This window comes from Stenotrophomonas sp. AC248 (assembly GCF_979258185.1).
The window spans coordinates 1,819,561-1,845,259 of the sequence record NZ_OZ409840.1 but is presented as its reverse complement, the minus strand read 5'-3'; the positions used below and the strand labels follow the sequence as shown (position 1 = coordinate 1,845,259).

The window sequence follows — 25,699 nt, the reverse complement described above, 5'->3', positions numbered from 1 at the left end:
CTGCATCGTGCGGCCGTCCGTATGAAAAGCAAGGGGCCGGCCGCCGCAGGTGACGCTCAGGTGGCGATATGGACCGCCAAGCCGGCCTGGCCCGCGGCAAGATCATCGCGCAGGCTCAGCTCGGGAATCTGGTAGTCACCGCCGTTCTGGCGCCGATAGGCAATCACCGGATCGCTGGTCAGCCCATCCAGGCGCGCGCCCAGTTTCTCCAGCTCATGCGGATACGAAGCTGCATCGACGCGGCTGCTGCGGTAGATCACATGCGCCGGCAGCACGTCGAACCCGGGATAAAACAGGATGCCGTGCTGGATGGGGAACAGCACGTCGTCGATCGGGCCGTTGATGCCGCGCGGGCCGTAGTGCGATGCCCAGCCGCCCGTGGTGACCACCAGCATGGCGCGCTTGCCGCTCATGGCGCCTTCGCCATAGCGGTCGCCCCAGTGGCTGTCAGAGTGCTCGCCGACACCGTAGGCGAAACCGTAGGCATACACGCGGTCGACCCACCCCTTCAGGATCGCCGGCATCGAGAACCACCAGAGCGGAAACTGCAGGATCACCGCGTCGGCCCAGCGCAGCTTGTCCTGCTCGGCCGCGATATCCGCGCTCTGCCTGCCGCTGGCGAACGCTTGGCGCGAATCCAGCGAGGCGTGGAACGGAAGCGCGGGATCGCGGCCGACATGGTCGTCGGCATCCACGTGGGATTTCCACTGCATGGCGTAGAGATCGGAGACCTGGACGGTGTGGCCGGCCCGCTCCAGGCGGTCGACGGTGAAGGTTTTCAATGCGGCGTTGAGTGAGGTGGATGCGGGATGGGCGTAAACAAGCAGAACGTTCATGGGCAGACCTGGGAGGGAATGCGGTGATGCTGCGCCGCGATTCGCTATAGTTGAAATGAATTCCCGCAATTCAAGGCATTGCCGTGGACAATATACTGAGGCGCATCGACCTGAACCTTCTGGTCACCCTGCAGGCATTGCTGGACGAACAGAACGTCACCCGCGCCGCCGAGCGCCTGCATCTGGCCCAGCCGACGGTGAGCGTGCAACTGGCCAAGCTGCGGCAGCTGTTCGGCGACCCGTTGCTGCTGCCGGGTCCGCGCGGGATGCGCAGCACCGCACGTGCCGATGCCCTGCGCGCGCCACTTGCAGAGGCGCTGGCGGCACTGCAGCGCGCATTGGCCCCGGTGCAGGCGTTCGACCCGGGCCAGGCCCGGCTCACATGGCGGGTGATGGCATCGGACTTCGGCGAAACCACTGTGGTGCTGCCTGCGCTGCCTGCCCTTCGCCGTGCCGCACCCGGTGTGCGCCTGGCCGTGATCGGCCTGGTGCCGGCGCAGATGGTGCCGCAAAGCGAGCGCGGTGACATCGACCTGGCCATCCACATTGCCTCCGAGGCACCGCCCGGCCTGCACCATCGGCCTCTGTTCCAGGAACGCTACGTGCTGGCTGGGCGCCACGACCACCCCAGGCTCAAGCGGCGGCCCACGCTCAAGCAGTTCTGCGCACTGGACCATGTGATCGTCTCGCCCGATGGCGGCGGCTTCCACGGCAATACCGATACCGCGCTTGCCCACGTGGGTGCGCGCCGCAACGTCGTGCTGTCAGTGCCGCACTTCCTGTTCCTGCGCAGCGTGCTGCTGCGCACCGACCTGGTGGCGATGATGCCTTCGCGGCTTGTGGCCCAGGACCCCGCCCTGAAGGCCGTGGAGGCGCCCATCGATGTACCCGGTTTCGAGATGGTGATGCTGTGGCACGAGCGCGTGCACCGGGACCCGGCCCACCGCTGGCTGCGCGAGCAGATCGCGGCGGCGATGGACTGATCAACCGGGCCCGGACCATCGGACCGTGATATTGCGACGCGTCATGTAAACGGTTACATCCCCTGCTAGCGTGTCCCTGCCCCGCTGTTGGGGCCTGATGACCGGGAGCGCCTCGATGCGGCTGCATGTTCAACGTTGGACTGTTGGGCCCACGCCCCGCCACCTGGCACGTGCCCTGCTCTTCCCCGCACTGGCGCTGGCCGCCACAGGCCTGGCGCAGAACCTGCCGCCCCGCACCCAATGGCAAGCCAGCAGCTCCTCGCAGCAGGTGCCCGCGATGGCGGTCAGTCACCTGATCGATGGCGACCCGAAGACCGTCACCGGCGGCGCCTTCAGCCCGGGCCACTGGTTCCAGGTGGATCTCGGCGCACCCGCCCAGTTGGGCGGCGCGCGGATCACCTGGGATGTCTCCAACCCGGAGGGCTACAGCCTGCAGACGTCGGTGGACGGCACGCACTGGCAGCCCGCCTACACCATGCGGGATTCGCTGGGCGGGATCGAAACCCTGTTCTTCGCCCCGCGCCAGGCCCGCTACCTGCGCCTGGCCAGCCCGGACAAGACCTCCGACTGGGGCGTGTCGATCTTCGAGCTTGAGCCGCTGGATACCACGGCAGCCGCACGCGTGGCCGGCCTGGATCCGGCCCAGGCGGCGGCGTTGTGGCAGGGCGACGCCAGCGTCCCGATGCCCGCACACGCCGGCGGCGAATCGCAGCTGGAAATCACCCTGCCGCGCGCGCAGTCCACCACCGGGCTGGCCGTCGACTGGGCCGGCGGTCACGGTGCCGCCCGCCTGCAGGCGCAGGGCACCGACGGCCGCTGGGTCGACCTCGCCCGCGACCCGCAGGCCGGCAGCCGCACCCAGAGCTGGTTGGCCGGCACCGCCGCCGTGACCGCAACGGCGCTGCGCCTGCGCGTGGCCGGCAGTGCCCCGCGGATCGCACGGTTGCGTCTGCTGGGACCGGCCGCGGTGATGACCCCGATGAAGCGTTATCAAGTGGCCGCCAGCGGCGCGCAGCGCGCCCTGTTCCCGGCCTCACTGCACCTGCAGCAGACCTACTGGACGGCGGTGGGCGTGCATGCCGGCCGGCAGAAATCGATCTTCGACGAGTATGGCAACCTTGAAGCGTTCAAGGGCGCGCCGCTGGTACAACCGATCTGGCGCAACGCCGATGGCACCACGGCCGGTGCCGCTGCAGCGCCGATAGCGCACGCCCTGCGCGATGGCTGGAAACCGATGCCGTCGGCCACCTGGTCGCCGCAACCCGGGCTGGAACTGCAGAGCGAAACCTTCGCCATCGAGCGCGGCGGCCAACCGGTCACGTTCGTGCGCCACCGGCTGCGCAATACCGGCACCACGCCGGTGGCGGGCACGCTGACGCTGGCAGTACGCCCGATGCAGATGAATCCGCCGTGGCAGAACGGCGGCCTGTCGCCGATCCGCGAGGTGGCCATCGAGGGCCGCGCGGTGCGCATCAACGGGCGACCGCTGCTGCAGTCGCTGACGCCGGTCGATGCCGCCGGTGCGGCCCCGTTCGGCAACGAAGGCAGCAGCGAGATCACCACGGCCATCGCCAGCGGCATGCTGCCCGCCGCCCAGCACGCCGAAGACGCCGATGGCCTCGCGGCCGCCGCGCTGGCCTACCGCGTGCAGCTTGCGCCCGGCGCGAGCCGCTCGGTGGTGCTGGCCTTCCCGCTGGGCACCGCGCCCACCGCCGCCAACGGCAGCCTGCCCGATGCACCGGCGCTGGACCTGGCCAACCTGCCCGCCGACCCCGACGCCGCTTACGACGCGCTGGCCACCGAGGTGTCGGCCGACTGGCAGGCACGGCTGGGCCAGGTCGGGCTGCGCCTGCCCGACCCGTCGCTGGTGGACATGCTGCGCGCGCAGGCCGCGTACATGCTCATCAACCAGACCGGCCCGGCAATGCAACCGGGGCCGCGCAACTACAACCGCTCCTTCATCCGCGACGGCATGGCCACCTCGGCGGTGCTGCTGCGCATGGGCGAGGCCAAGGTCGCACGCGATTACCTGGCCTGGTACAGCGCGCACGGCGTGCACGCCAACGGCCTGGTCTCGCCGATCCTCAACGACGACGGCAGCGTCAACACCGGCTTCGGCTCGGACATCGAATATGACAGCCAGGGCCAGTACGTTTCGCTGGTCGCCGATGTGGCGCGGCTGGACGGCGGTCCCGAATCGGTGCGCGCGTACCTGCCCAAGGTGAAGGCGGCGCTGCGCTTTCTGCAGGCGCTGCGCGAACGCACACTGGTGCCGGGCTACATGGCCAGCCAACCGTCACCGGAACGTTTCGCCGGCATCCTGGCCCCGTCGATCAGCCACGAAGGCTACCCCTCGCCCACGCACAGCTACTGGGATGATTATTGGGGCCTGAAGGGCTGGCACGACGGCGCCTGGCTGGCCGAATCGCTGGGCGACCATGACACCGCCCGCTGGGCGCGCGAACAATACACCGCACTGCACGATGCGCTGGCCGCCTCGATCCGCGCGACCATGGCGTGGAAGGGCATCGACTTCATTCCCTCCTCGGCCGACCTGGGCGACGGCGATCCGACCGGCGTGTCGATCGCACTGGACCCCACCGGTGCGCAGGACGTGTTGCCGGCGGAGGCGCTGCGCACCACGTTCGCGCGTTACCTGGCGGACGTGCGCAAGCGCAATGAGCCGGGGGCGTTGTATGCCTACACGCCGTATGAGATCCGCAACGTGCTGAGCTATGTGCATCTCAACCAGCCCGACGCCGCCGACGAGCTGCTGCAGGGCCTGCTGCACGACCGCCGCCCGCTGGAATGGCAGGTACTCGCCGAAGTGGTGCATTCGCGGCTGCGCTTCCCGCGCTACCTGGGCGACATGCCGCACACGTGGATCGGCGCGGAGTACGGGCGCACGCTGTTCGGCATGCTGATGCGCGAGGACGACGATGCGCTGTCGCTGTTGCCGGGCGCCCCACCGTCGTGGGTGGCCGGGGAAGGATTGGCGGTTGATCGCCTGCCCACCGCCTATGGCACCCTGCAGATGGAAGCGCGGCAGCAAGACGGCACGTTGCGGGTCACCCTTGGTCCGGGCCTGCGCAAGCAGAGTGCCGTGCGCGTGTGGTGGCCGGCACGCACGCGCCCGGCCAGCGTGCGCGTGGATGGGCGCGCGGTACGCGATTACGATGCCGACGGGGTGCGGCTGGCGCAGCCGTTCCGCACACTTGAAGCGCGCTGGTGAACGCAACAGACGAACAAAGGAACGCGAGCGCGATGGAGATGGACCTCAACGGCCAGAGCGTGGCCGCTACAACGCCAGCACAGGTGGACGCAGCCCTCGCACGGGCGAACACCCTGCCGGCCTTCGAGCTATGGGCGACTGCGCCGACCGGTGCCACCCTGTGCATGTTGCGCAACGGTGTCCATGCCTGGCTGATGTACATCGCGGTTGAAGGCGATGCCGGGGTGCGTTCCTGCGGTGATGCCACGCGCATCGGATCGGCCGACTACGTGCTCGGCAACGGGCAGGTGGACACCTACCCGCTTTCCTGGTGCGTGGCGGTCGAGCAGTGTTTCAGTGCCGTGTCCACCTTTCTCCACAGTGGTGGCGACAGGCCCGAGGGCATCGTCTGGCTGGCGTCCTGACGCTTACAGGTTCGGCAGCCCCGGCGGATTGGTCTGCGACTGCGCCACCGCTTCTTCGCTCACATTCCAGCGCTTGAGCGCCTGGGCATAGGTGCCCGAGGCAATCTGCGTGTTCAAGGCCTGGGTGATGGGTTCGGCCAACCCGCTGCCCTTGCGCGTGGTCACCGAAATCGCCGCCGCATCGGGCCAGCCGCCGGGGAACAGCCCCACCCGCCGCACCTTGCCGTCGCGCGCCGAATACGCCCCGGTGGCGTTGGGCTCGAAGGACACATCCGCGCGCCCGGTGATGACCGCCAGGCGGCCCACCACCGCGTCGTCGAAGTACTGGTACTCGACCGGTTTCAGGCCGGCGGCGATGTTCTGCTGGTCCCAGGCACGCAGGATCTGGTCCTGGTTGGTACTGGCCCCCACCACCACTTTCAGCCCGGCAACATCGGCGGGCGTGGTGATCTTCTGGATCGGGCCATCGGTGCGGGTGTAGATGCCCAGCAGGTCGTAGCGGTAGCTGGAGAAGTCGAACTTCTGCTTGCGCGCTTCGGTCACGGTGATATTGGAGATCACCGCATCGTACTTGCCCGACTGCAGACCCAGCGGCCAGTCGGGCCACGCCACCGGCACCAGCACCAGCTTCAGGCCCAGGCCGTCGGCGATAAGCCGGGCGATGTCCGGTTCGACGCCCACGATCTGCTTGTTGTCGGCGCCGTAATCGGCCAGCGGCAGCTGCGCCGGATGCGTGGCCACGGTCAACGCGCCTGGCGTGACGAAGGTGAAGCCCGCCGGGATCAGGGCCGCCGCCTTCGGATCCGGCGTGCCGTTCAAGGCTGGCGCGGCATCACCGGCCAGGGTGGCGCGCGCAGCCGGTGCCGCGTCGCTGCCCTGCTCGACGCGCGAGTAGACGATGCCGGCAACACCGATCACCAGCACCGCGGCAACCAGTGCACTGCCGGTGGAGACGCGTCGTTTGTGGGGGGCGTTCATGCGGTTTCCCTGCTGAAAGTGAAAGGGGGTTACAGCGTCTTTGCAAGGAACTCGGCGGTACGCGGCTGGCGCGGCCGATCGAACACCACTTCGGGCGGGCCCTGCTCTACTACCCGGCCCTGGTCCATCATCACCACGTGGTCGGCCACGCGGCGGGCAAAGCCGAGCTCGTGGGTGACGATCACCAGCGTGGTGCCCGAGCGCGCCAGCTCTTCGATCACGCTCAGCACCTCGGCCACCAGCTCCGGATCCAGTGCCGAGGTCGGCTCATCGAACAGCAGCACCTTGGGCTGCAGCGCCAACGCGCGGGCAATGGCGATGCGCTGCTGCTGGCCGCCGGAGAGCTCGCGCGGATAGGCGTGCGCCTTGTCGGCCAGGCCGATCCGCTCCAGCAGGTCGTACGCCTGCTGCTCGGCGTGCGCGCGGGCGAGGCCGCGCACCGCGATCGGTGCCTCGACGATGTTCTCCAGCGCGGTCAGGTGCGGGAACAGATTGAAGCCCTGGAACACCATGCCCACGTCGGCGCGCCGACGGCGGATCTCGCCTTCCGGCAATTCGTACAGCGTGTCGCCCTCGCGGCGGTAGCCCACCAGCTGCCCGCCCACGGTCACGAAGCCCTGATCCGCACGCTCCAGGTGGTTGATCAGGCGCAGCAGGGTGGATTTGCCGGCGCCGGACGGGCCGATCAGCACGGTGACGCTGCCAGCGCTCACCTCCAGGTGCACGTCCTCAAGCACGGTCTGGTCGCCGAACACCTTGCCCACGCCCTGCAGCGATACCGTGGCGCCGTTGCCCTGCAGCACCGGGGCGATCGACGGGCGCGAACCGGCACGGGCAGCGCTGCCCGCTGCAGGCGTACGCGGTGGCAACTTGGACACCGTACGTTCGCGCTGCAGTTGGCCGCGTGCGAAACGTCGCTCGATGCGATGCTGGGCCAGCGACAGCACGGTGAGGATGACCAGGTACCAGACCGTGGCCACCATCAGCAGCGGCACCACTTCCAGGTTGCGCCGGTAGATCACCTGCACCGTGTAGAAGAGCTCCGGCAACGCCAGCACGTAGACCACCGAGGTGCTCTTGGCCAGTCCGATCACGTCGTTGAACGCGGCCGGCAGGATCGAGCGCATGGCCTGCGGCAGGATGATGCGGCGGATCTGCCGGCCACGCGGCAACCCGAGCGCCGCCGACGCTTCGTATTGGCCGTGGTCCACCGAGAGAATGCCGCCGCGGATCACCTCGGCCGAGAACGCCGCCTGGTTGAGGGTGAGCCCCAGCACCGCCGCGGTGAACACGCCGATCAGCTGCGTGGTCGGGTACGAGAACAGCGTGATGCTGGTGAACGGCACGCCTAGCGCAATGGTGCTGTACAGATAGCCCAGGTTGTTGAGCAGCAGCAACAGCACCAGCAGCGGGATCGAGCGGAACAGCCATACGTAGCCCCACGACACCGCCGCCAGCAGCGGCGAGCCGGACACCCGCGCCAATGCCAGCACGGTGCCCAGGCCGAAGCCCAGCGCCGTGCCCAAGGCGGTCAGCCACAGCGTGCGGGCCAACCCTTCCAGCACCGGGCGGGCGAAGAACCATTCGGCAAACGTGCCCCAGCCCCAGCGCGGGTTGCCCAGCACCGACTGCAGGCCGAACAGGATCAAGGCCAGCGCCACCACGGTACCGGCCAGCTGCAGCGGATGCCGCGCCGGCACGATGCGCAGCGCAGGCGATGGCGATGGCGTGGCGGGTGCGACGATACCCGGCAGCGTGCTGGATGGGGTGCTCATGCGTGGACTCCCTGCCGCTGCGGCGGCGCGGCGTTGGCAGCCGGGTGCGGTAGTGGCAGGTGCTTTTCAAACGGCAGGTGGGCCACGGTTTCCGGGTCGGCCTGCAGGTCAAACAACGCGCGGTAGCCATGACCCAGGTACAGGCCCACCGCTTCGGGCTGGCGGAACCCGGTGGTCAGGTAGACGCGCCGGTAGCCCTGCCGCGCGGCCTGGTCTTCCAGCTCCTGCAGCACGCGTCGCGCGATGCCCTGGCGGCGCAGACCCGGCAACGTCCAGATCCGCTTGAACTCGGCGGTGTCGGCATCGCGGTGCGGCATGAAGGCGCCGCCGGAGATGGCCGCGCCGTCGCGCAGCAGCAGCACGAACGCCCCTACGGGTGCGGCAAAGGCATCGGGCGGGTAACGCTGCAGTTCTTCGCGGGCGCTGCCACCGATACGCCCGCGCACATCCGCGTAGCGGCTGTCGTACTCCTGCTCCAGCCCATCGAACAGCGGCTTGGCCAGCGGGTCGTGCACCGAGGTGTACAGGAACAGGTCGCTCATGCCGCATCCTCCACCAGGTAACGCTCGGCCAGCCGCGCCCACAGGCTGGCGGCCGGCGCGATGGCTGCATCGTTGAACACGTAGCGCGGGCTGTGCAGCGGCGCACTGTCGCCGTTACCCACGAACACGAAACTGCCCGGCCGGGCCTGCAGCAGGAAGGCAAAGTCCTCGCTGGCCGTGCGCGGCGCGAACCCGTCCACTAGCTGCTGCGCACCGAACCCGTCCAGCGCCACCTGGCGCACGAACGCGGTCTGCTCGGGATGGTTGATCACGCTGGGAAAGCCACGCGGGAACTCGACCTCGGCACGCGCACCGAAGGCGGCCGCGGTGTGTTCGGCAATCTCGGTGACGCGGCGGCGCAGGGTGTCGCGCACCTCGGGAAGGTAGGCGCGCACGGTGAGGGTCAGCTCGACCGCATCGGGAATCACGTTGGCGGCCTTGCCGCCATGGATGGAGCCCACCGTGACCACGCCCATCTGGCGCGGATCGACATTGCGCGACACCACGCTCTGCAGCGCGGTCACGATATGCGCGGCGGCCAGGATCGGGTCGACGCTGCCCTGCGGTTCGGCACCATGGCCGCCCTTGCCCACCACCCGAACTTTCGCCCAGTCCACCGACGCCATCGCCGGGCCGTCGACGAACCCAAAATGGCCCACCGGCACGCCGGGCCAGTTGTGCAACCCGTAGATCGCATCCACCGGGAAGCGCTCGAACAGGCCGTCGGCAATCATCTTCGTTGCGCCCGAGCCGGTTTCCTCGGCCGGCTGGAACACCAGCTGCAGGGTGCCGTCGAAGCGCCCGTGGTGGGCCAGGTAGTGCGCGGCCGCGAGCAGGATGGCGGTGTGGCCATCGTGCCCGCAGGCATGCATCAATCCCTCGCGCTGGCTGGCGTAGCCCAGCCCGGATTCCTCATGGATCGGCAGTGCGTCGATGTCGGCACGCAGGCCCAGGCGACGGCTGCCCTGCCCGCGCTGCAGCGTGCCCACCACGCCGGTACCGCCAACGCCGGTGGTCACCGCATAGCCCCACTGCTGCAGCAGCTCGGCCACGCGGGCGCTGGTGCGGTGCTCTTCGAAGGCCAGCTCGGGGTGCTGGTGCAGGTCGTGGCGGATCGCGATGGCGTCGGCGTTGCGCGCTGCAACGGCGGGCAGCACGCCGCCGTGCAGGGGAACGATATCAACCGGAGGCCGGTGCAGGATGTTCATCGTGATGCTCCTTCAGCCCGCCTTGCGCACGGGTGCGGTGTCGCCGGCATGGCGGCTGGCCTTGCGCGGCAGCCCCAGGTGGTCACGCAAGGTGCCACCCTCCAACGTGCCGCGGTGGTAACCACGTGCCTGCAGGATCGGCAGTACCTGGCTGACGAAGTCGTCCAGGCCCTCGCGCTGCACCGAGAAGCCGAGGATGAAGCCATCGCTGGCACCGGCCTCGAACCAGCGGATCAGCTCGTCGGCCACGTGCTCGGCGGTGCCGATGAAGTTCGGTCGCGGGCTGACCGCCTGCAACGCCACCTGGCGCAGGGTCAGGCCATGCGCGCGGGCGTCCTGCTTGATCTTGTCGGTGGTTGAACGGAAGGAGTTGGCGCCGATGTCGCCCAGCTCCGGGAACGGGCCGTCCGGGTCGTACTGGGTGAAATCGTGGTGGTCGAAGAAACGCCCCAGGTAGGCCAGTGCATCGTCCAGCCCGGCCAACGCAGCGATGGCCTGGTACTTGGCTTCGGCGTCTTCCGCGGTGGCACCGACGATCGGCCCGATGCCCGGAAAGATCTTCACGTCAGCGGCGCTGCGACCGTGTGCGATCGCCGCGTTCTTCACCTTCTGGGTAAACGCGCGGGTTTCTTCCAGCGACGGCGCGTGGGTGAACACCGCATCGGCGTACTTGCCGGCCAACGCGATGCCATCGTCGGACGCGCCGGCCTGGAAGATCACCGGTTGCCCCTGCGGCGAGCGCTGGATGTTGAGCGGGCCTTCCACCTGGAAGAACCGGCCCTTGTGGTCCAGCCGGCGGAATTTCCCGGGCGCGAAGAAGGTGCCGCTGTCGCGATCGCGCACGAAGGCATCGTCGTCCCAGGAATCCCACAGGCCCTGCACCACCTCCAAGTATTCGTCGGCGATCTGGTAGCGCAGCGCATGCTCGGGATGCGGGCGGCCGTAGTTGCGCCCGGAGCCCTCCAGCGGCGAGGTCACCACGTTCCAGCCTGCGCGGCCGCCGCTGATCAGGTCCAGCGAGGCGAACTGCCGCGCCACCGTATAGGGGTCGCTGTAGGAGGTGGACAAGGTGCCGGCCAGGCCGATTTTCGTGGTGGCCGTGGCCAGCGCCGACAGCAGCGTGATCGGCTCGAAGCGGTTGAGGAAATGCGGAATCGATTTCTCGTTGATGTACAGGCCGTCGGCAACGAAGCCGAACGCGATGCCATGGTCTTCGGCGGTGCGGGCCACGTCGATGTAGTACTGCAGGTTGACGCTGGCATCGGCCACGTTGGAGGGATGCTTCCAGGCATGCATGTGGCTGCCGGGGCCCTGCAGCATGATGCCGAACGGAATGGGACGCGGGGTCTTGCTCATGGCGTTCTCCTGGGGGATCAGGCCACCGCCGCGCGGGGCGCGGGCGACAGCAGTTCGAGTGAGGTGAGGCGTGCGTCGAGGTCGGCCACCGGCGCGTCCAGGATGAATTCGCCCACACCGAAGCGCTGGTGCAGGTCGTCCAGCGCGCGGCGCACATGCTGTGCATCGCCCGACAGCACGCTGGGATGGGTCTCTTCGATGCGGTAGTCGGCCACGCCCACCTGCCGCGCATACTCGGCGGCCGCTTCCGGACTGGGCAGGTTGACGGTCTGCCCCGGCCCCAGGTGCAGCTTGTAGATGCGCAACGCACCCAGATGGCGTGCGGCCGCCTCGGCAGTGGGCGCAGCGAAGGCCACCGTGGCCAGCAACGGCGCGTGCGAGGACACCGCGCGGTAGGCGTTGAACGCCGCTTCGATGCTGCGCGGGTCGCCATCGAAATGCGCCGCATAGACGAAGCGCCAGCCGAGCTCGGCCGCCAGGCGCGCGCTCTGCGGGCTTGCCCCAAGCAGGAAGCGCTCCGGCGGCGTCCGCGGCAGCGGCCGCGCCTGTGCGGCGGCATGCGGGTGGTCGGCGGGCAGGCTGCTGGACAGGAAGCCTTCCAGATCGTGCAGCTGCTGCTCGAACGCGCCGGCCGGCGTACGCCCGGCCGCCAGCGCCGCGGTGGAGGCCGGCAGTCCGCCGGGCGCCTTGCCGATGCCCAGGTCCACCCGGCCCGGGGCCAGGCTGGCCAGCAGGTTGAAGGTTTCGGCCACCTTGTACGGCGCGTAGTGGCGCAGCATCACCCCGCCCGTGCCGACGCGGATGCGCGCGGTCTGTGCCAGCACCCAGGCCGCCAGCACTTCCGGCGCAGGGCTGGCCAGCTGCGGGGTGGCGTGGTGTTCGGCGAACCAGTACCGGTGGTAGCCCAGGTGCTCGGCATGCTGGGCCAGGCGCAGGCTGTCGCGCAGCGCCTGCTCGGGCGTGCCGCCGTCGCGGATCGGGCTTTTGTCCAGCACGCTGGTCAGGTAGCTCATCGTGTGTTCCTTGCTCAGGGATGGGCCACGGGAATGCCCAGCAACCCGTTCAGTGCGGCCAGGATCGGTTCGGCACCGGAGATGTACTGGCGGTCGTCGTGCGCGCCACTGGCATGCGCCGACTGCACGCCCTGGGGCAGCACCAGCTTGGGCAGCGACTGGTCCTGTTCGCCGATCTCGGCAATCACTTCGCGGCGCGGCCGGGAAAATCCGATCCGGCGCACATCCAGCTGCGCATCCAGTCCCTCGATGCTCGACAGCGCACCTTCCAGCAGCAGACTGTGCCGGCAGAAGAAGCGCTGGCCCGGCAGCTGGCCGTCTTCGAATTCGCGGTCGAGCAGGAACAGGATGGGTTTGTTCGGGGGATAAGCAGACACGGATACGTTCCTCGTCGTGGCCGGCAGCAGCGCGCCGTTGGAACCTTGATGCTAGAGACGTGGCCGCGCGGGCCTGCGTCGTAACTCGACAATCAGCGGTCGGATCCGGCCACGCAAATGCGCGTTGGCCATATGCAAAACGCTTGGGGTTATGGGGCCGCTCGCAACCGCGGTGCAGCGGCAGCGCCCGCCCACCCCAGCGCCGGCGCGATCTGTTCGGCCACGATCTGCAGAATCCGCCGGTAGTCGCTGGCGGGCAGTTCATAGGGCAGCTCCACGCGCAGCTCGTCCACCTGCTGCAGCACCGGGTCGGCCTGCAGCAGGTCCACGATTTGCGCCGCGCTGCCCACCACGTCTGCGGCAAACAACGTGCGCCGCGGTCCTTGCGGTTCCAGCGTGCGCGCATGGCGCTGCGCGGCAAACGCGAGCAGCCGCTGGCGGGTGGCAGCGTCTGCGCCGTCCAGCGGCACCAGCACACGCCCGGCGGCAACGCGTGAGGTCGCGCCATCAGCCAGGCCGCTGCGATACGCCGCCAGGTGCTCGCGCTGGGTATTCACGAAATCCGCATGGGTTTCAGCGCGCGCCACGTTGCCCAGCAGCAGGTGCAGCCCCTGCTCGGCCGCCCAGCGTGCCGACGTCAGCGAACCGGCGCCATACCAGAGCCGACGTGCCAGCCCGGGCGCATGCGGCTGCAGCCGTGGGCGGTACTGTGATACGGCGTTGCCCACCTGCGTATCGGTGTCGCCCAATGGATGACCCTGCAGCGCCTCGATCAAGCGCCCCACCCGCGCATGCGAAAAGTCGATCCGCGTTGGATCGCCATCGAACAGCAGGTGGCCCACCAGGTCCGCAAACGGCGGCGGTCCGGCGCTCACGCCCACCTGCAGGCGGCCGCCGGACAGTACGTCCAGCAGTGACAGATCCTCGGCCAGGCGGAACGGCGTTTCGTAGCCCAGCTGGATCACCGCCGTGCCCAGTTCGATACGCCGGGTGTGCTGGCTGGCCGCCGCCAGGAACACCGCCGCCGAGCTGATGCCCGGCTCCAGGTGCCGGTGCCGCACCCACGCGCCGTCGTAGCCGAGCGCCTCGGCAAAGGCGATCAGCGCCAACGCATCGTCCAGGCCGCTGCGCGGATCGTCGGGCCGGTAGCTGCCGGGGGTGAGGAAGGCCAGATGCCGCAGCTGCATGCGCCGATGCCTAGGCGATGCGGCGCAACGGCAGCGGCGCAGCCGTCGGTGACAGGTGGGCCGCGGCACGTTCGGCGGCCAGCACGATCCGCGCCTGCAACGCGGCACTGCTGACCTGGTCGCCGCTGAAATCGGCCGGCGTGGCGTACACGCCGATCGGCAGCGTATGCGCCTGCAGGAAACTGAACAACGGGCGCAGCTGGTGGTCGATCACCAGCGCGTGGCGCTCACTGCCGCCGGTGGCCGCCAGCAGCACCGGCACATCCACCAGCGCCTCCAGCCCGATGAAGTCCACCAGGTGCTTGAACAGGCCGGGATACGAGCCGCGGTACACCGGCGCAGCGGCGATCAGCAGGTCGGCCGCTTCAATCCGCTGCAGCGCCTGTTCGATGCGCGGTTCCACCTCCTCGCGGGTAAGCGCCTGCCCCAGCGAGCGCGCGATCGGCGCCAGTTCCACCCACTGCACATCGATGTGCAGCCGGTGCCGCAGCTGCTCCAGCACCTGCCGTACCAGCAACAGCGTGCGTGAGTTGGCCGAGCTGTTCGGCGAGCCGATCAGCGCAACCACGTTCAATGCAGATGACATCCCAATGCTCCCTGTAAAGCCGACCGTTGGTCGGCTGCGGTAGAACCGATCGTTGCTCGGCTACGGTAGAGCCGACCGTTGGTCGGCTGCGTTTGCTCAGAACCGGTAGTTGATGCGCCCATACCAGAACGCGCCGATGGTGCTCAGCACATCGCCGGTGTCCCAGGTGGTTTCGATGCTGGCCACGTCGGTGGCGCTGCGGGCGTACTCGGGCACCTTGCGGGTGCGCTTGTCGAACACGTTGTTGATGCCCAGCGCCGCGCTCCAGCCACCGCCCAGCTCCGCGCTGCCGGACAGGTTGGTCACCAGCACCGGCGGCTGCTTGTACTCCACCCCGTTGTTGAGGCGCTTGATCGGCCCGTAATAGGTGAAATCCACATTCGAGCGCCAGCGCCCGTGTTGCCAGCCCAGCCCGGCCACCTGCGTGTAGGACGGCGTGCGGAAACGCAGCGCGTACTCGCTCGATTTGGTCAGCAGGTTGATGTTGGGCAACCCCTGCAGCACCGCGGGGATGTCGCGCACTTTCTGGATGGTGGTACGGCCCACGTTGGCGGCGTAGCTCCAGCGCAGTTTGCCCCAGGCGGTTTCCTGGTTGGCTTCCACGGTCAGCTCCAGGCCCCGCGTGCGGGTATCGCCTACGTTGGTGAAGTAGCTGGCATAGAACGCATCGCCGGGCAGGATGCTGATACCCGCCGTGCCCAGCAGTGCATCGATCGTGTTCTTCTGCGCAGCGCTCAGCACCGTGCCGCTGTTGTCGGTGATGCGCGCCGGGTCCTGCGCGTTGTAACCGATCTGGCTGGACTGACCGAGCTGGCCGCGGATGTCGATCTGGTAGGCATCCAGGGCCAGGTGGAACGCCGCGTTCGGGTCCCAGGTCACGCCGAGGCTGTAGTTGTCGGCCTTCTCCGGTTGCAGCGGCGTGGCACCCAGCGCCAGCGCGGCCGGCGAGGACACCTGCGCCACCAGCGTGGTGCCGCACGGGCAGCTGCCGGTGGCCTGGTAATACTGCGCGCCCAGGCTCGGGGCGTGGAAGCCGTTGCTCACCGTGGCGCGTACGCCGAACGCATCGGTCACATCAAAGCGCGTGGTCAGCCGCCCGGTCGATACGCTGCCAAAATCGGAGTGGTCTTCCCAGCGCGCCGCGGCATCCAGGTACCAGCGCGAGGTCACGTTGGTCGCCGCCCCCACGTACACCGCCTTGCTGTTGCGCGTGGCCTCCACCGCATCGGCGGTGGAATAGCCCACGAAGGCGGCCGCACCGAAGCCGGTATACGACTCCCACTGCCCGGCCCCGCGCTCGTAGCGCTCGTGCTGGTATTCGGCCCCCGCGCTCACCTCCAACGGCGAGGCGAAGGCGCCCACGTCGAAGCCACGGCGCAGATCCAGGTTGGCGATGCCCTGCTGGTAGTCCAGCTTGCCGTCATAGAAATCGGTGGGCGCACCGGGATAGGCCAGCGAGAAATTGGCCGAGTGGCGGGTATAGGTGCGCACCGTGTTGCGGTTGCCGGTGAGGCTGCCGTCGATGTCCCAGCCACCCCAGTGACCCTTGACCCCGGCGGTGCCGGTGTACTGCTTCTCCTTGGTTTCCAGTACCGGCAGGAAGCCATCGGGCCACACGTTCAGCACGCTCGGCGCCTTGTAGGTGCCGAAGATCGTCGCCGGCAGGCGGAAGTTCTGGATGGCCTGTGCGGTGCGGTCGCTGGCCGTCGCCGTGGCGTAGAACTGCGCGTTCTCGCCCAGGCCATGGCCTGCATTCACCGACAGCGCGGTGAGCGCATAGGACGGCGAACTGAGGATCGTGTTGGCTTCCGGATCGCGCGATGCCTCGGCCGGGTTCGGCGTGGCGCCGGCAGGCAGGCGGTTGTTCGGGCGCAGCGCCACCGGGTTGCCGCTGGCGTCCACCGCCGGGTAGCTCAGGTAGCCATCAATGTAGCGCCGCGTGCGGATCGCATGGTGCTGGCGGGTGTTCTCGCCGGACAGGCTGACGAACCCGTCCTGCCCCCACGGCAGCCCGATGTTGGCGCGCACGCTGGCGCGGGTGCCATCGCCATCGATGCTCTGCCCGCTCTCCACCGACACATCGCCGCCGTGCGCATTCGACTTCAGGATCACGTTGATCACCCCGGTGATCGCGTCGGAGCCGTACAGCGCCGATGCGCCATCACGCAGCACTTCGATATGGTCGATGGCCGATACCGGGATCAACGCGAGGTCGGTCCAGGCATGGCCCGGGTAACCGCCCCCGTTGGCGCCACTGACATAGGCGCTGGCGTTGCGGCGTTTGCCGTTGACCAGCACCAGCGTGTACCCCGGCGACAGGTTGCGCAGCTGGTAGCCACGGATCAGGCTCTCCTGGTCGCTCTGGTAGCCACCGATCTGGCTCAGCGACGGCAGGCTCCGCTGCAGTGCTTCCAGCAGGTTCGCCTGCCCGGTGGACGCCAGGTCCTCGGCCGAAATCACATCGATGGGCGTGGAGCTGTTCTTGACCGTGCGGTTGCTGGTGCGCGAGCCGGTGACCACCACCGCATCCAGCGTGGACGCGGCTGCGGTACCGGATGCCACCACCGCCTCGGGCGGTGCCTCCGGACCGGCGGCGTGGGCAGCGCCTGCACCCAGTGCAAGCGCGATCAGAACAGACAGGGAGGTCAGCGTCGGCACGCGTGCCGCAGGCAGGGAGCGGAAGGCAGGAGGCATGGGGACTCTTGAAGGAAGGAGGACGGTCAGGTCCGCGACGGTGCGTCGCAGGGCATCAACTCGCGTTGGACGCAGCGCACCGGCAACATCGCGACAGAGAGGGCAAGGACATCTCAGGGCCTGATCGGAAACAGGCCTCCATTCAATGGCCTGCACGCAGCGCGCAACAGCCGTTCACGCGCCACCCACCCGCAACATCGCGCCACGCACATGCCCGTTCGGCATGTCGTTAGACGCCGACACCGCGTGCACACCCTGCGTGGATGCCCCCATCGCCGTGCGTCGATGCGCGACATCGGCAGCCATATATCCCGATGTCATGACGTCATTAGCGCCCCGCCCTGCGTGGCAGCGCCCACCCCGCTAGCATCAAACGATGCCCTCCCCCCATGACCCGCACACCCCGCCCACCGTTGCCATCGCGGCCTGCCACGGCCAGGGCCTGTTCGAGTTCGGCTGCGCCGTCGGCCTGTTCGCCCCCATCCGCCCCGAACTGGACGTGGCCTGGTACACCACCCAGGTGTGCGCCGCCGAACCGGGACCGCTGCGTATGCTCGGCGGCACCCAGGTGCAGCTGCCTTACGGACTGGAGGCGCTGGAGCACGCCGACACCATCGTGGTGCCCGGCTGGCGTGATCCTGCCGAGCGGCCGCCGCAGGTATTGCTGGATGCGCTCATCCGCGCCCACCAGCGCGGCGCGCGCATCACCTCGATCTGTTCGGGCGCCTTCGTGCTGGCGTGGGCCGGCCTGCTCGACGGCCGCAGCGCCACCACCCACTGGCGGCTCACCGACACCCTCGCCCGCGAATTTCCCAACGTGCGCGTGCGCGAGAACGCGCTGTACGTCGACGAGGGCAGCATCATCACCTCGGCCGGTTCGGCCACCGGCATGGACATGATGCTGCACCTGGTGCGCAAGGATTACGGCGCGCGCGTGGCCAACCTGGTGGCCGAGCGGCTGGTGCTGGCACCGTGGCGGGATGCCGAGCGCAGCCAGCGCGTGGTGCGCTCGATACCGGTGGGTGAACCCACCCGGCTTGCCCGGCTGATGGAATGGCTGCGCCGCAACCTGCGCGAGGAACACTCGCTCAAGAGCCTGTCCGAACAGGCCGCCCTCAGCCAACGCACGCTGCAGCGGCAGTTCCTCGACGCGACCGGGTTGTCACCGATCGACTGGCTGATCCGCGAGCGCGTGGCCTACGCGCGCGAGCTGCTGGAAACCACCGACCGCCCGCTGCATTGGGTGGCCGAGCAGGCCGGGTTTGGTTCGCAGGAATCGTTCCGGCGCCATTTCCGCGGGCAGACTGCGCTCAGCCCGGCGACCTATCGCGACCGGCACCGGGAAGCTGCCACGGCGCGCGGCCCGGGCTGCTGACCGGCGACTGCCTCATCCGGCGCGCTGCAACTGGCGTGCGCCGTGCGACTGCGCACGGATATGCCAGCACTGCAGCGCGAAGCCGATCACGAACAGCACCAGCCCATCATCCAGCTCGGTTCACGGGCAGGTCGCGCGCATGTCGGCGATGCGGCATTGTGCAGGCCGCACTCCCGCGCTCCCTAGGTCATTGCACCTTTTGTGGGCCGGAAACCATCGCTATGGAGCTCCCCGAGCCGGAACAGATCGCCCGAATCAAAGCCCACGACCACGCCCACCGGCTCCACCGCACCCAGCAGTTGATGGATCCGTCCGTCCAGCGAAGCCTGGAGCAGCAACGTTGCGAACGCCAACGCAAACACTATGTGGCCGGGCGTGCCCAGTCCGGCGACCTCATCCGCGTTGCAGATCACGCCGGCCGCTTTCAAGGTTGCCGAGCCGAGGTAGGCCTTGTCGGGATAGTGGCTGGGGTTGCGCCACAACCACTCGCAGGCCTTGTCCTCCGGTTCGTAGTGACTCAACAGACCGAAATACAGGTCCGCGAATTCCACGCGGTCGCGGGTGGCACGTTCGCCCAGCCCGAAGTAGATCGCGCGCACCGGGAAGGGGCACGGTGCCCGCCGCAGCACACGGGTGAGCCACTTGCCCATGCCGGCACTCTCAACCGAACAATCAAGTTCCTTCAGTGCCGCCCAGGACGGGTGCGTGATGCGCTGGTCGCCCCAGTCCAGCAGCGTCTGCATGGACTGATTGACGTCCGTTGAGGCGCGCACCTCAGCAGCCAACAAGCGGTAGAAGGCGCGGTAATCCAGCTCTGGCATCGTGCTTCCTTGCAGGTAAGGGTGGAACCGCGAACTGTAGCGCCTGACGGCGGAATTCGATAAGGCGGCATCGTCACCCAGGCCGGTTCGGCCACCTGCATGGGCATGATGCTGCGCCTGGTGCGTGGATTACAGCGTACGCGTAGCAAACTGGTGGCACTGCCGATGCTGCGGCGGCCGGCACAAACCGGCCAGTCAGCGGGCTGTCCAGCCACCATCCATCGGAAGTGCCGTGCCGGTAATCTGAGCAGCGGCGTCCGAGGCCAGGAAGACCACCAGTTCCCCGAGCTGCTCGGGCGTAACAAACTGCAACGAGGGCTGTTTTTCGGCCAGCAGTGCGCGCGCGGCGGACTCCTTATCCGTTCGCTCCCGTTCCGCCAACGCGGTGATCTGCTGCTCGACCAGCGGCGTTCGCACCCAACCGGGGCAGATGGCATTGGCCGTGATGCCCGTGCCCGCGTTCTCCAGCGCCGTCACTTTGGTGAATCCCACCACGCCATGTTTCGCCGCCACATAAGCAGACTTGTTCACCGACGCAACCAGTCCATGCACCGACGCGATGCTGATCACGCGGCCGGATCCCTGCTGCTTCATGTAGGGCAAGGCGGCCGCTGTTGCATGGAACACCGCCGATAGATTCAGCGCGAGGATCGCATCCCACTTCTCGACAGGGAATGCCTCGATCGACGCGGTGTGCTGGATGCCCGCATTGTTCACCAGAATGTCGATGCGCCCCATCTTCTCGACGGCATGGGCAATCATTTCCCGCACCGCCTCACCACGGGAAAGGTCGGCGCCATCATGCGCGACCCTTACGCCAAAATCGGCCTCCAAGCGGGAACGGATGCTTTCGATCTCCGCCGCATCGCCAAATCCATTCAGCACGATGTCAGCGCCTTGCCGCGCGAGCGCAGTCGCAATGCCAAGACCGATACCGCTGGTGGAGCCAGTAACCACCGCGACTTTTCCAGTGAACATGGGCGAGATTCCATCGGGCGTAGGCCGCCAGTGTAGCGGCCGGGAAGCCCATCAGCGCATGCCGCGACCGTGACCTCTTGCCGCCGTCGGCGCTGAAGGCGTCCGGGATAACGCGCCTCACCAACTGGCGGAGATCCCGCGCAGTTCGCGAGGAATTCTCCGCAAGCACACGCGCTCAGAACGAACCGGCTTATTTCAACCGCTCAACCAGCCGCTGCCCCACCTCCAACGCCGAAGCCGGGTTCTGCCCGGTAATCAGCTCGCGGTCGACCACCACGTGGCCGGTCCACGGCGTGGTGTTGCTGCTGAACCGTGCACCCGCCCGCTGCAGCGCCGTCTGTGGGTAGAACTTCATCTCACCGCCACTCAGCAGTGGCTTGGCCTGCTCTTCTTCCTGGTTGCTGATCACCGTCATCTGGTAACCGCTGTAGATCCACTTCGGCGTGCTCGGCATGGCACCGGCTTCCAGCGTCGCTACGAAGCCCTGGGCATCGGGCAGCGTGGACAGCAGCGCGATCGGCCCGTGGCAGACCAGCGCGGTGGTCTTGTTGCGCAGATGGAAATCGGCCAGCAACCGGCCCAGCGCCGGGCTCTTCAGCAGGTCCTGCATCGGCGCGTGTCCACCGGGAATGTAGACCGCATCGAACTGCGCGTAACCCTGCTGCTCGACGCGCGCCAGGCTCAGCACAGGTGACGCCGTCGGCGAGGTCAAGGCCAGTTTTTCCAGCAGATCCTTATGCGCCTTCAACTGCGCGGCATCGTCGCCGAAGTAGGCCGGCGTCACCGATGACGCATCCATCGTAGGTGCCCGCCCCTGCGGCGTGGCAAAGGTCACCTCGTGGCCCGCGTCCAGCAGCAGCTTCACCGGCTGCATCAATTCGTTGAGATAGAAGCCCGTGGACAGCACCTTGCCGTCCTTCAGGTCCAGGTGGTTTTCATCGGACAGCACCACCAGCACGTTGGCGGCATGCGAGCCGGTCGCGGCCAGGGTCAGGGCCAGCGCTGCGGCCAGCCGGGTCATCAGGTTCATGGGGAGCTCGTTTCGGGGAATGGCCGCCACTTTATTCATCGCCCCAGCGGCGATAAATTGGCCTTCCCGCAAAACATCTGTTCCCCGGAGCGCCAAATGAGCCGCAAGTTCGACTACCTGGGCGATGTGGAGGTGTTTATGGCGGTGGTCGAGCACGGCTCGTTCACCGCCGGCGCGGTGGCGCTGTCCACCACCCCGTCGGTGCTGAGCCGCGCGGTCACTCGCCTGGAAGCCCGGCTGGGCCGGCAACTGCTGCAGCGGACCACCCGCCGCGTGGGCCTCACCGACGCCGGGCGGCTCTATCTGGAACAGGTGCGCACCGCCTTCGGCCTGCTGGACGATGCCGAACGCGACGTGCAGGGCCAGGACGGCGCGCTGGCCGGCCGCGTGCGCCTGAGCGTGCCGACCACCTATGGCCACTACCGGCTTCCGCCCGTGCTGGCGCGCTTTGCGCAGCAGTACCCGCAAGTGCAGGTAGAACTGAACATCACCAACCGCAACGTGGACCTGGTGGCCGAAGGTTTCGACCTGGCCATCCGCCTGGGCCAGCTGCCGGACAGCGGGCTGGTGGCGCGCAAGCTGGAAGACGCCCCGCTGCTGCTGGTGGCCGCGCCGGACTACCTGCAGCGCCGCGGCACGCCGCAGACGCTGGAGGATCTGCAGCAGCACCTGTGTCTGCCGTTCGTGATGCCGCGCACCGGGCGGTTGGCGCCGTGGGTGTTCCGCGCCGGCGGGCGCGACGTAGACTGGCTGCCGCGTTCGTCCATCGAGACCTCCGACGATGTGCTGGGCGTGGTGTCGCTGGCCGAACAGGGGATTGGGATCTGCCAGAGTTATGAGTTCATCGTGCGCGAGCGGCTGCAGCGTGGGGAACTGGTGGAAGTGCTGCCGCAGCTGCGTGGGCGGTCGCGTCCGTTCTCGGTCATCTATGCGCCGCATCGGCGCCAGTCTGCGGCGGCAAGGGCGATGATTGAGCTGTTGGGGAGTGCGGTGGTAACTGGGAATGGCGTTGGTTGAAGATGCGTCGTTCACCAGCGGCACAGGATCAGAGCCGGTTTTTGCATGTGCGGCTGATTGGACGCTGTTGCGATCCGGTGCCGAAGAAAAGACCTTTACCACATGGGCGATTGCGTCTCTTTGATACGCAACTAACAGAGCAGGTGCGCGAATGCGTTTGATGGCGACGCATGCTGCACGATTGGTGCATGCAACAGTAGGCCTTGGCTCCACATTTCCGCGATTTCTCGGAGATTTCTCCGCGAATTTCTATTGGCATTCGGAACATCGGCGCAATCACCTTGCGCGCCACCGACGACGGGTGGGACCGGCTCTGCAAAGCCATTTGATATACGCGCAAGTGATATACGCGCAAGTTGTTTCCGCTTGCCCGTCGGCACCGTCCTTAACCGGTGCCAGCGGGCAATCCGTCGGTGTCCATGGCTGACGGTGCGTGCGATTCTTCGGCGATGCATCGTCCGCCACCCTCCTTACGCTACGACTTTATGCACAGCGGGGCAATCCGATCGCTGAAGGAGGAATGCGTGCACGGACAGTATTCTAGAGAGCCTAGTGCACGCCACTCGGGTGATTGATGACTCGATCACCTTTTACAACCAATAGCGCCCTAATCAGGCATTAAAGATGCTGACCCCTGACGCGGCCTACACCGCTACATTAACCTCATGACCTGAGCAGAAATTGGTCGGTCATTACTCGCCTATATCGAGCGCCCCACACTGTTCGAAGCACCTAAATTCACAGCACCTTCTTCAGCGATACACAACAGGCACAGAGCGCCACCCGCTGGCTGGCTGGACCGACCAGCTTCAGTCAATGAACGGATCAAATTCGCGACCTTCTTCGGTTAGCTTATAAACACCATCTCCAACATCTTCAATTAGCCCCAAGCTTTCAAGCTCACTAATTGCATCGGAAAGATAAGGATCATCAGACCGGCCCTCCCGCAACGTGACATTCCTGATCGTCAACGCCAACGCGTCGCGATCAACCCTTGAGATGATTGGAGACGATTTCCTAATTGCAATTTCCATTATAGTATTGGCCGCTCGAGACAGGATATGCTTGGTGTTGAAATCCAGCTCAGCCTCTGTCGCTTCGATACGATCTGAAACCTCACCTAGAATTCTAAGCGCCTCGCTCACGGAATTTACAATCGTCAGCGTCTTCCCATCATTGACTTGAGAAAATTCATCTCTAAGAATCTTCTTGTTTTCTGTGAACGCCCTATCTTTTGATACGAGTATCAAATCTTCCTTACAGAAATCAAGCAATTCCTCCCACATTAGCTCATCGCAAACTGAGTGCCTATCAGGCGAAATTGGGGGATTCCCCAATATCTTCCGCATCTTGGCCCTAGCAATAAACTCCTCTTTCGTCTCTATGAAATCGCAAATTTCAGTCAGATTACCGTATGCCTCAAGAACAGGATCTTCTCCCAACTTAGCATCAATCATTGCTTCAATCTTGCCCTTCAAGTCTATTCCGAGCTTACGAACCTGAGATTGCAGATGAACTACCTCCCGATGCTCAGCCATATCTCGCACCACAGCGGTGGTAAATATAGAGACGGATGAGGTCCTACCAATATTTTTAGCGAGATCATTTAGCTGCGCTACCCGATTCCGCTTAAACTCCCTATACCCTTGCTCTGATATTATGAGAGTATCTTTCAGTTTTTTAAGCTCCTCAAACAAAGATAATCTATCACTCGCACCTCGATAGAAATCAAGAAACACATTAGTGTCCACAAATAATTTTGTCACACCCATCCCTATCCGATAATTAAATCACAACCCACCCCAAAACAAGAGCTTACGGCCGACATCAACACCAAATTCCCCAAGATATGATCCCTTCCACCCTCATGCGCAGCATTGCATGATCGCATTCTATTCACGACTGCTTGTTTGCCAATGCAATTAAGGATCGGCGAGCCGGCTCTAGGCCACCCACAGTCCCTTCCCGCAAAGACGCTACGACTTCCATCTGTCCGAAAGTTGCATCTTCACCTGAAGGCACAAAGAGCGTCAATCTCTACACAACTGTGAAGCCCTATTAGGCGCCGACGACAGCAACGGATCGCGCTCTGCCAATGAAAAGGGCAGAATACGACCGTCATTGCAGAAGGCCTTGATCTAACGAGTTAGTGGCATTGATTTGAGACCGTCAAAATTGGGGGTCATATTTTAAAGCAACCATCAACTTTCACTTCAACTGCGCGCATGATGTAACAGCTCACAGTTCAACAATACATTTAGGAGAATGTTTCAGTGTCAATTTACCTCAACTTCCCGCCACCTTCAAACTGGCAAGATTTTCAAGTTCTTGCCGCACGTCTTGTAGAACAAGTATGCGAGCCGACTACCGTTCGCGAGTATGGAAGACAAGGCCAGCGTCAGAACGGCGTGGACGTTTACGGCGAAATGCCAGGGGAACTTCAACTGGGCGTTCAGTGCAAGGAAATTAAATCGGGCGGCATACTAAATCTTAAGACACTCAAGATTGAGTGCGATGCAGCACAGGATTTCCAGCCGAATTTGGATTTCTTTGTGATCGCCACAACCTTAGCTGAGGATACTTCATTTCACAAAGATGTTACCACCCTTAATCAATCAAAAGTCTACCCGTTTAAGATTAGTTACTGGAGCTGGAACCACTTCAACGATAAGCTCAATCGATCTAGCAAACTAATGGCTGAGAGCTATAGAAATTACGCACAATCCTTTAACCTCAACGAGCAACTCCTTGATTTGGAAGCCATTGCCGAAGCCTTTTCTCGCCCCGCATTCATTGATGATTTTCACCACGAATTAAGTGCACTTGATTTCCTTGATGCTCTAAGTCATACACGACTATTCCTTCAAACGGGACTACTGAGAGATCGAATTTCCAGTGAGTTGCTTCGCGGAACTTACCCGCTCAGCATGCTGCCAACTGGGGAGAGCAAGAAATTGCGAAAACGTCTACTTGATGATGTCACTGAGATTCGAAAATTTGCTCTCAAGGATCATGCAGATGGGGCACTCAATAAATCGAAAGCGCCGAATTATAACGCCCTGCGGTACGCAGCAGTTTCGGAAATTAACAAGATTCTGGTGAATCGTGGACTTCCTAAAATCACCCCCAACTATCAAGCTTAGTTTGCAGACTCGTTAGGAATTGTATCAATTTAGCAGTATCCGAAAGAAATCACTGCAAGCCGTGCTCAGCATGGGATTCGGCTATTACTCTCGATCCATGCCAGATAAAAACCGCTCTTGCTGATGCAGGACGCCCTCCGAATTCATCAGGCCAAAAAAGCCGA

General features: G+C 65.6%; 21 protein-coding genes. 6 read left to right on the top strand and 15 right to left on the bottom strand.

The window, feature by feature from the left end:
• Positions 1-56: 56 nt before the first annotated feature.
• Positions 57-836: an NAD(P)H-dependent oxidoreductase gene (locus ACZ0AE_RS08520; protein WP_463600821.1), complete on the bottom strand. Its 780-nt coding sequence runs from the start codon at positions 834-836 to the stop codon at positions 57-59.
• Positions 837-919: 83 nt separating this feature from the next.
• Here ACZ0AE_RS08520 and ACZ0AE_RS08515 point away from each other — a divergent pair, with 83 nt between their 5' ends.
• The 3 genes from ACZ0AE_RS08515 (at position 920) to ACZ0AE_RS08505 (ending at position 5,455) form a co-directional block, all read left to right on the top strand.
• Positions 920-1,819 carry a LysR family transcriptional regulator gene (locus ACZ0AE_RS08515; protein WP_463600820.1) on the top strand — a complete coding sequence of 300 codons (900 nt, stop codon included), beginning with the start codon at positions 920-922 and terminating at the stop codon, positions 1,817-1,819.
• A gap of 115 nt (positions 1,820-1,934) precedes the next feature.
• Positions 1,935-5,051 (top strand): discoidin domain-containing protein, encoded by a 3,117-nt coding sequence (locus tag ACZ0AE_RS08510; RefSeq protein ID WP_463600819.1) that lies wholly within the window; start codon positions 1,935-1,937, stop codon positions 5,049-5,051.
• Entirely contained in the window at positions 5,048-5,455 is a 408-nt protein-coding gene (locus tag ACZ0AE_RS08505; RefSeq protein WP_463600818.1) for an Imm1 family immunity protein, read from the top strand. The genes ACZ0AE_RS08510 and ACZ0AE_RS08505 overlap by 4 nt, the downstream gene beginning before the upstream one ends.
• Positions 5,456-5,458: 3 nt before the next feature.
• On the opposite strand, the gene ACZ0AE_RS08500 is transcribed toward ACZ0AE_RS08505, so the two are convergent.
• The 10 genes from ACZ0AE_RS08500 to ACZ0AE_RS08455 form a co-directional block, all read right to left on the bottom strand.
• Entirely contained in the window at positions 5,459-6,433 is a 975-nt protein-coding gene (locus ACZ0AE_RS08500; protein WP_463600817.1) for an ABC transporter substrate-binding protein, read from the bottom strand.
• Positions 6,434-6,462: 29 nt separating this feature from the next.
• On the bottom strand, positions 6,463-8,208 hold the full coding sequence (locus ACZ0AE_RS08495) for an amino acid ABC transporter permease/ATP-binding protein (RefSeq protein WP_463600816.1): 1,746 nt from the start codon (positions 8,206-8,208) through the stop codon (positions 6,463-6,465).
• A complete protein-coding gene (locus ACZ0AE_RS08490; protein WP_447593236.1) occupies positions 8,205-8,750 on the bottom strand; it encodes a GNAT family N-acetyltransferase in 546 nt (181 codons plus the stop codon). Before ACZ0AE_RS08490 ends, ACZ0AE_RS08495 begins: the two co-directional genes overlap by 4 nt.
• Positions 8,747-9,958 carry a M20 aminoacylase family protein gene (locus ACZ0AE_RS08485; protein WP_463600815.1) on the bottom strand — a complete coding sequence of 404 codons (1,212 nt, stop codon included), beginning with the start codon at positions 9,956-9,958 and terminating at the stop codon, positions 8,747-8,749. The genes ACZ0AE_RS08490 and ACZ0AE_RS08485 overlap by 4 nt, the downstream gene beginning before the upstream one ends.
• A gap of 12 nt (positions 9,959-9,970) precedes the next feature.
• Entirely contained in the window at positions 9,971-11,314 is a 1,344-nt protein-coding gene (locus ACZ0AE_RS08480) for an LLM class flavin-dependent oxidoreductase (protein ID WP_463600814.1), read from the bottom strand.
• A 17-nt stretch (positions 11,315-11,331) separates the two neighbouring features.
• Entirely contained in the window at positions 11,332-12,327 is a 996-nt protein-coding gene (locus ACZ0AE_RS08475) for an MsnO8 family LLM class oxidoreductase (protein WP_463600813.1), read from the bottom strand.
• A 14-nt stretch (positions 12,328-12,341) separates the two neighbouring features.
• Positions 12,342-12,704 (bottom strand): DUF3088 family protein, encoded by a 363-nt coding sequence (locus ACZ0AE_RS08470; protein WP_447593229.1) that lies wholly within the window; start codon positions 12,702-12,704, stop codon positions 12,342-12,344.
• 149 nt (positions 12,705-12,853) lie between these two features.
• Positions 12,854-13,891 (bottom strand): LLM class flavin-dependent oxidoreductase, encoded by a 1,038-nt coding sequence (locus tag ACZ0AE_RS08465; RefSeq protein ID WP_463600812.1) that lies wholly within the window; start codon positions 13,889-13,891, stop codon positions 12,854-12,856.
• A gap of 10 nt (positions 13,892-13,901) precedes the next feature.
• Complete coding sequence (gene msuE, locus ACZ0AE_RS08460; protein ID WP_463600811.1) at positions 13,902-14,477, bottom strand: FMN reductase; 576 nt, start codon at positions 14,475-14,477, stop codon at positions 13,902-13,904.
• A 96-nt stretch (positions 14,478-14,573) separates the two neighbouring features.
• A complete protein-coding gene (locus ACZ0AE_RS08455; RefSeq protein WP_463602078.1) occupies positions 14,574-17,150 on the bottom strand; it encodes a TonB-dependent receptor plug domain-containing protein in 2,577 nt (858 codons plus the stop codon).
• Positions 17,151-17,547: 397 nt separating this feature from the next.
• Between ACZ0AE_RS08455 and ftrA the strand changes: the two genes are divergently transcribed.
• The gene (gene ftrA / locus ACZ0AE_RS08450) at positions 17,548-18,546 is read left to right on the top strand and encodes a transcriptional regulator FtrA (RefSeq protein WP_463600810.1); all 999 of its coding nucleotides are present in this window, start codon (positions 17,548-17,550) and stop codon (positions 18,544-18,546) included.
• A 182-nt stretch (positions 18,547-18,728) separates the two neighbouring features.
• Here the strand turns inward: ftrA and ACZ0AE_RS08445 are convergent, their stop codons facing one another.
• The 3 genes from ACZ0AE_RS08445 to ACZ0AE_RS08435 all read right to left on the bottom strand — a co-directional run bounded on the left by ACZ0AE_RS08445 (position 18,729) and on the right by ACZ0AE_RS08435 (position 21,375).
• On the bottom strand, positions 18,729-19,367 hold the full coding sequence (locus ACZ0AE_RS08445; RefSeq protein WP_463600809.1) for a hypothetical protein: 639 nt from the start codon (positions 19,365-19,367) through the stop codon (positions 18,729-18,731).
• A gap of 195 nt (positions 19,368-19,562) precedes the next feature.
• Positions 19,563-20,345 (bottom strand): 3-hydroxybutyrate dehydrogenase, encoded by a 783-nt coding sequence (locus tag ACZ0AE_RS08440; RefSeq protein ID WP_463600808.1) that lies wholly within the window; start codon positions 20,343-20,345, stop codon positions 19,563-19,565.
• 190 nt (positions 20,346-20,535) lie between these two features.
• Positions 20,536-21,375: a type 1 glutamine amidotransferase domain-containing protein gene (locus tag ACZ0AE_RS08435; protein WP_463600807.1), complete on the bottom strand. Its 840-nt coding sequence runs from the start codon at positions 21,373-21,375 to the stop codon at positions 20,536-20,538.
• A 96-nt stretch (positions 21,376-21,471) separates the two neighbouring features.
• Here ACZ0AE_RS08435 and ACZ0AE_RS08430 point away from each other — a divergent pair, with 96 nt between their 5' ends.
• Positions 21,472-22,392, top strand: coding sequence for a LysR family transcriptional regulator (locus tag ACZ0AE_RS08430; RefSeq protein WP_463600806.1), 921 nt, complete (start codon positions 21,472-21,474; stop codon positions 22,390-22,392).
• 809 nt (positions 22,393-23,201) lie between these two features.
• Here the strand turns inward: ACZ0AE_RS08430 and ACZ0AE_RS08425 are convergent.
• On the bottom strand, positions 23,202-24,164 hold the full coding sequence (locus tag ACZ0AE_RS08425; RefSeq protein ID WP_463600805.1) for a PIN domain-containing protein: 963 nt from the start codon (positions 24,162-24,164) through the stop codon (positions 23,202-23,204).
• A 501-nt stretch (positions 24,165-24,665) separates the two neighbouring features.
• Between ACZ0AE_RS08425 and ACZ0AE_RS08420 the strand changes: the two genes are divergently transcribed.
• Positions 24,666-25,535 (top strand): hypothetical protein, encoded by an 870-nt coding sequence (locus ACZ0AE_RS08420; RefSeq protein ID WP_463600804.1) that lies wholly within the window; start codon positions 24,666-24,668, stop codon positions 25,533-25,535.
• The last annotated feature ends 164 nt before the right edge of the window (positions 25,536-25,699 follow it).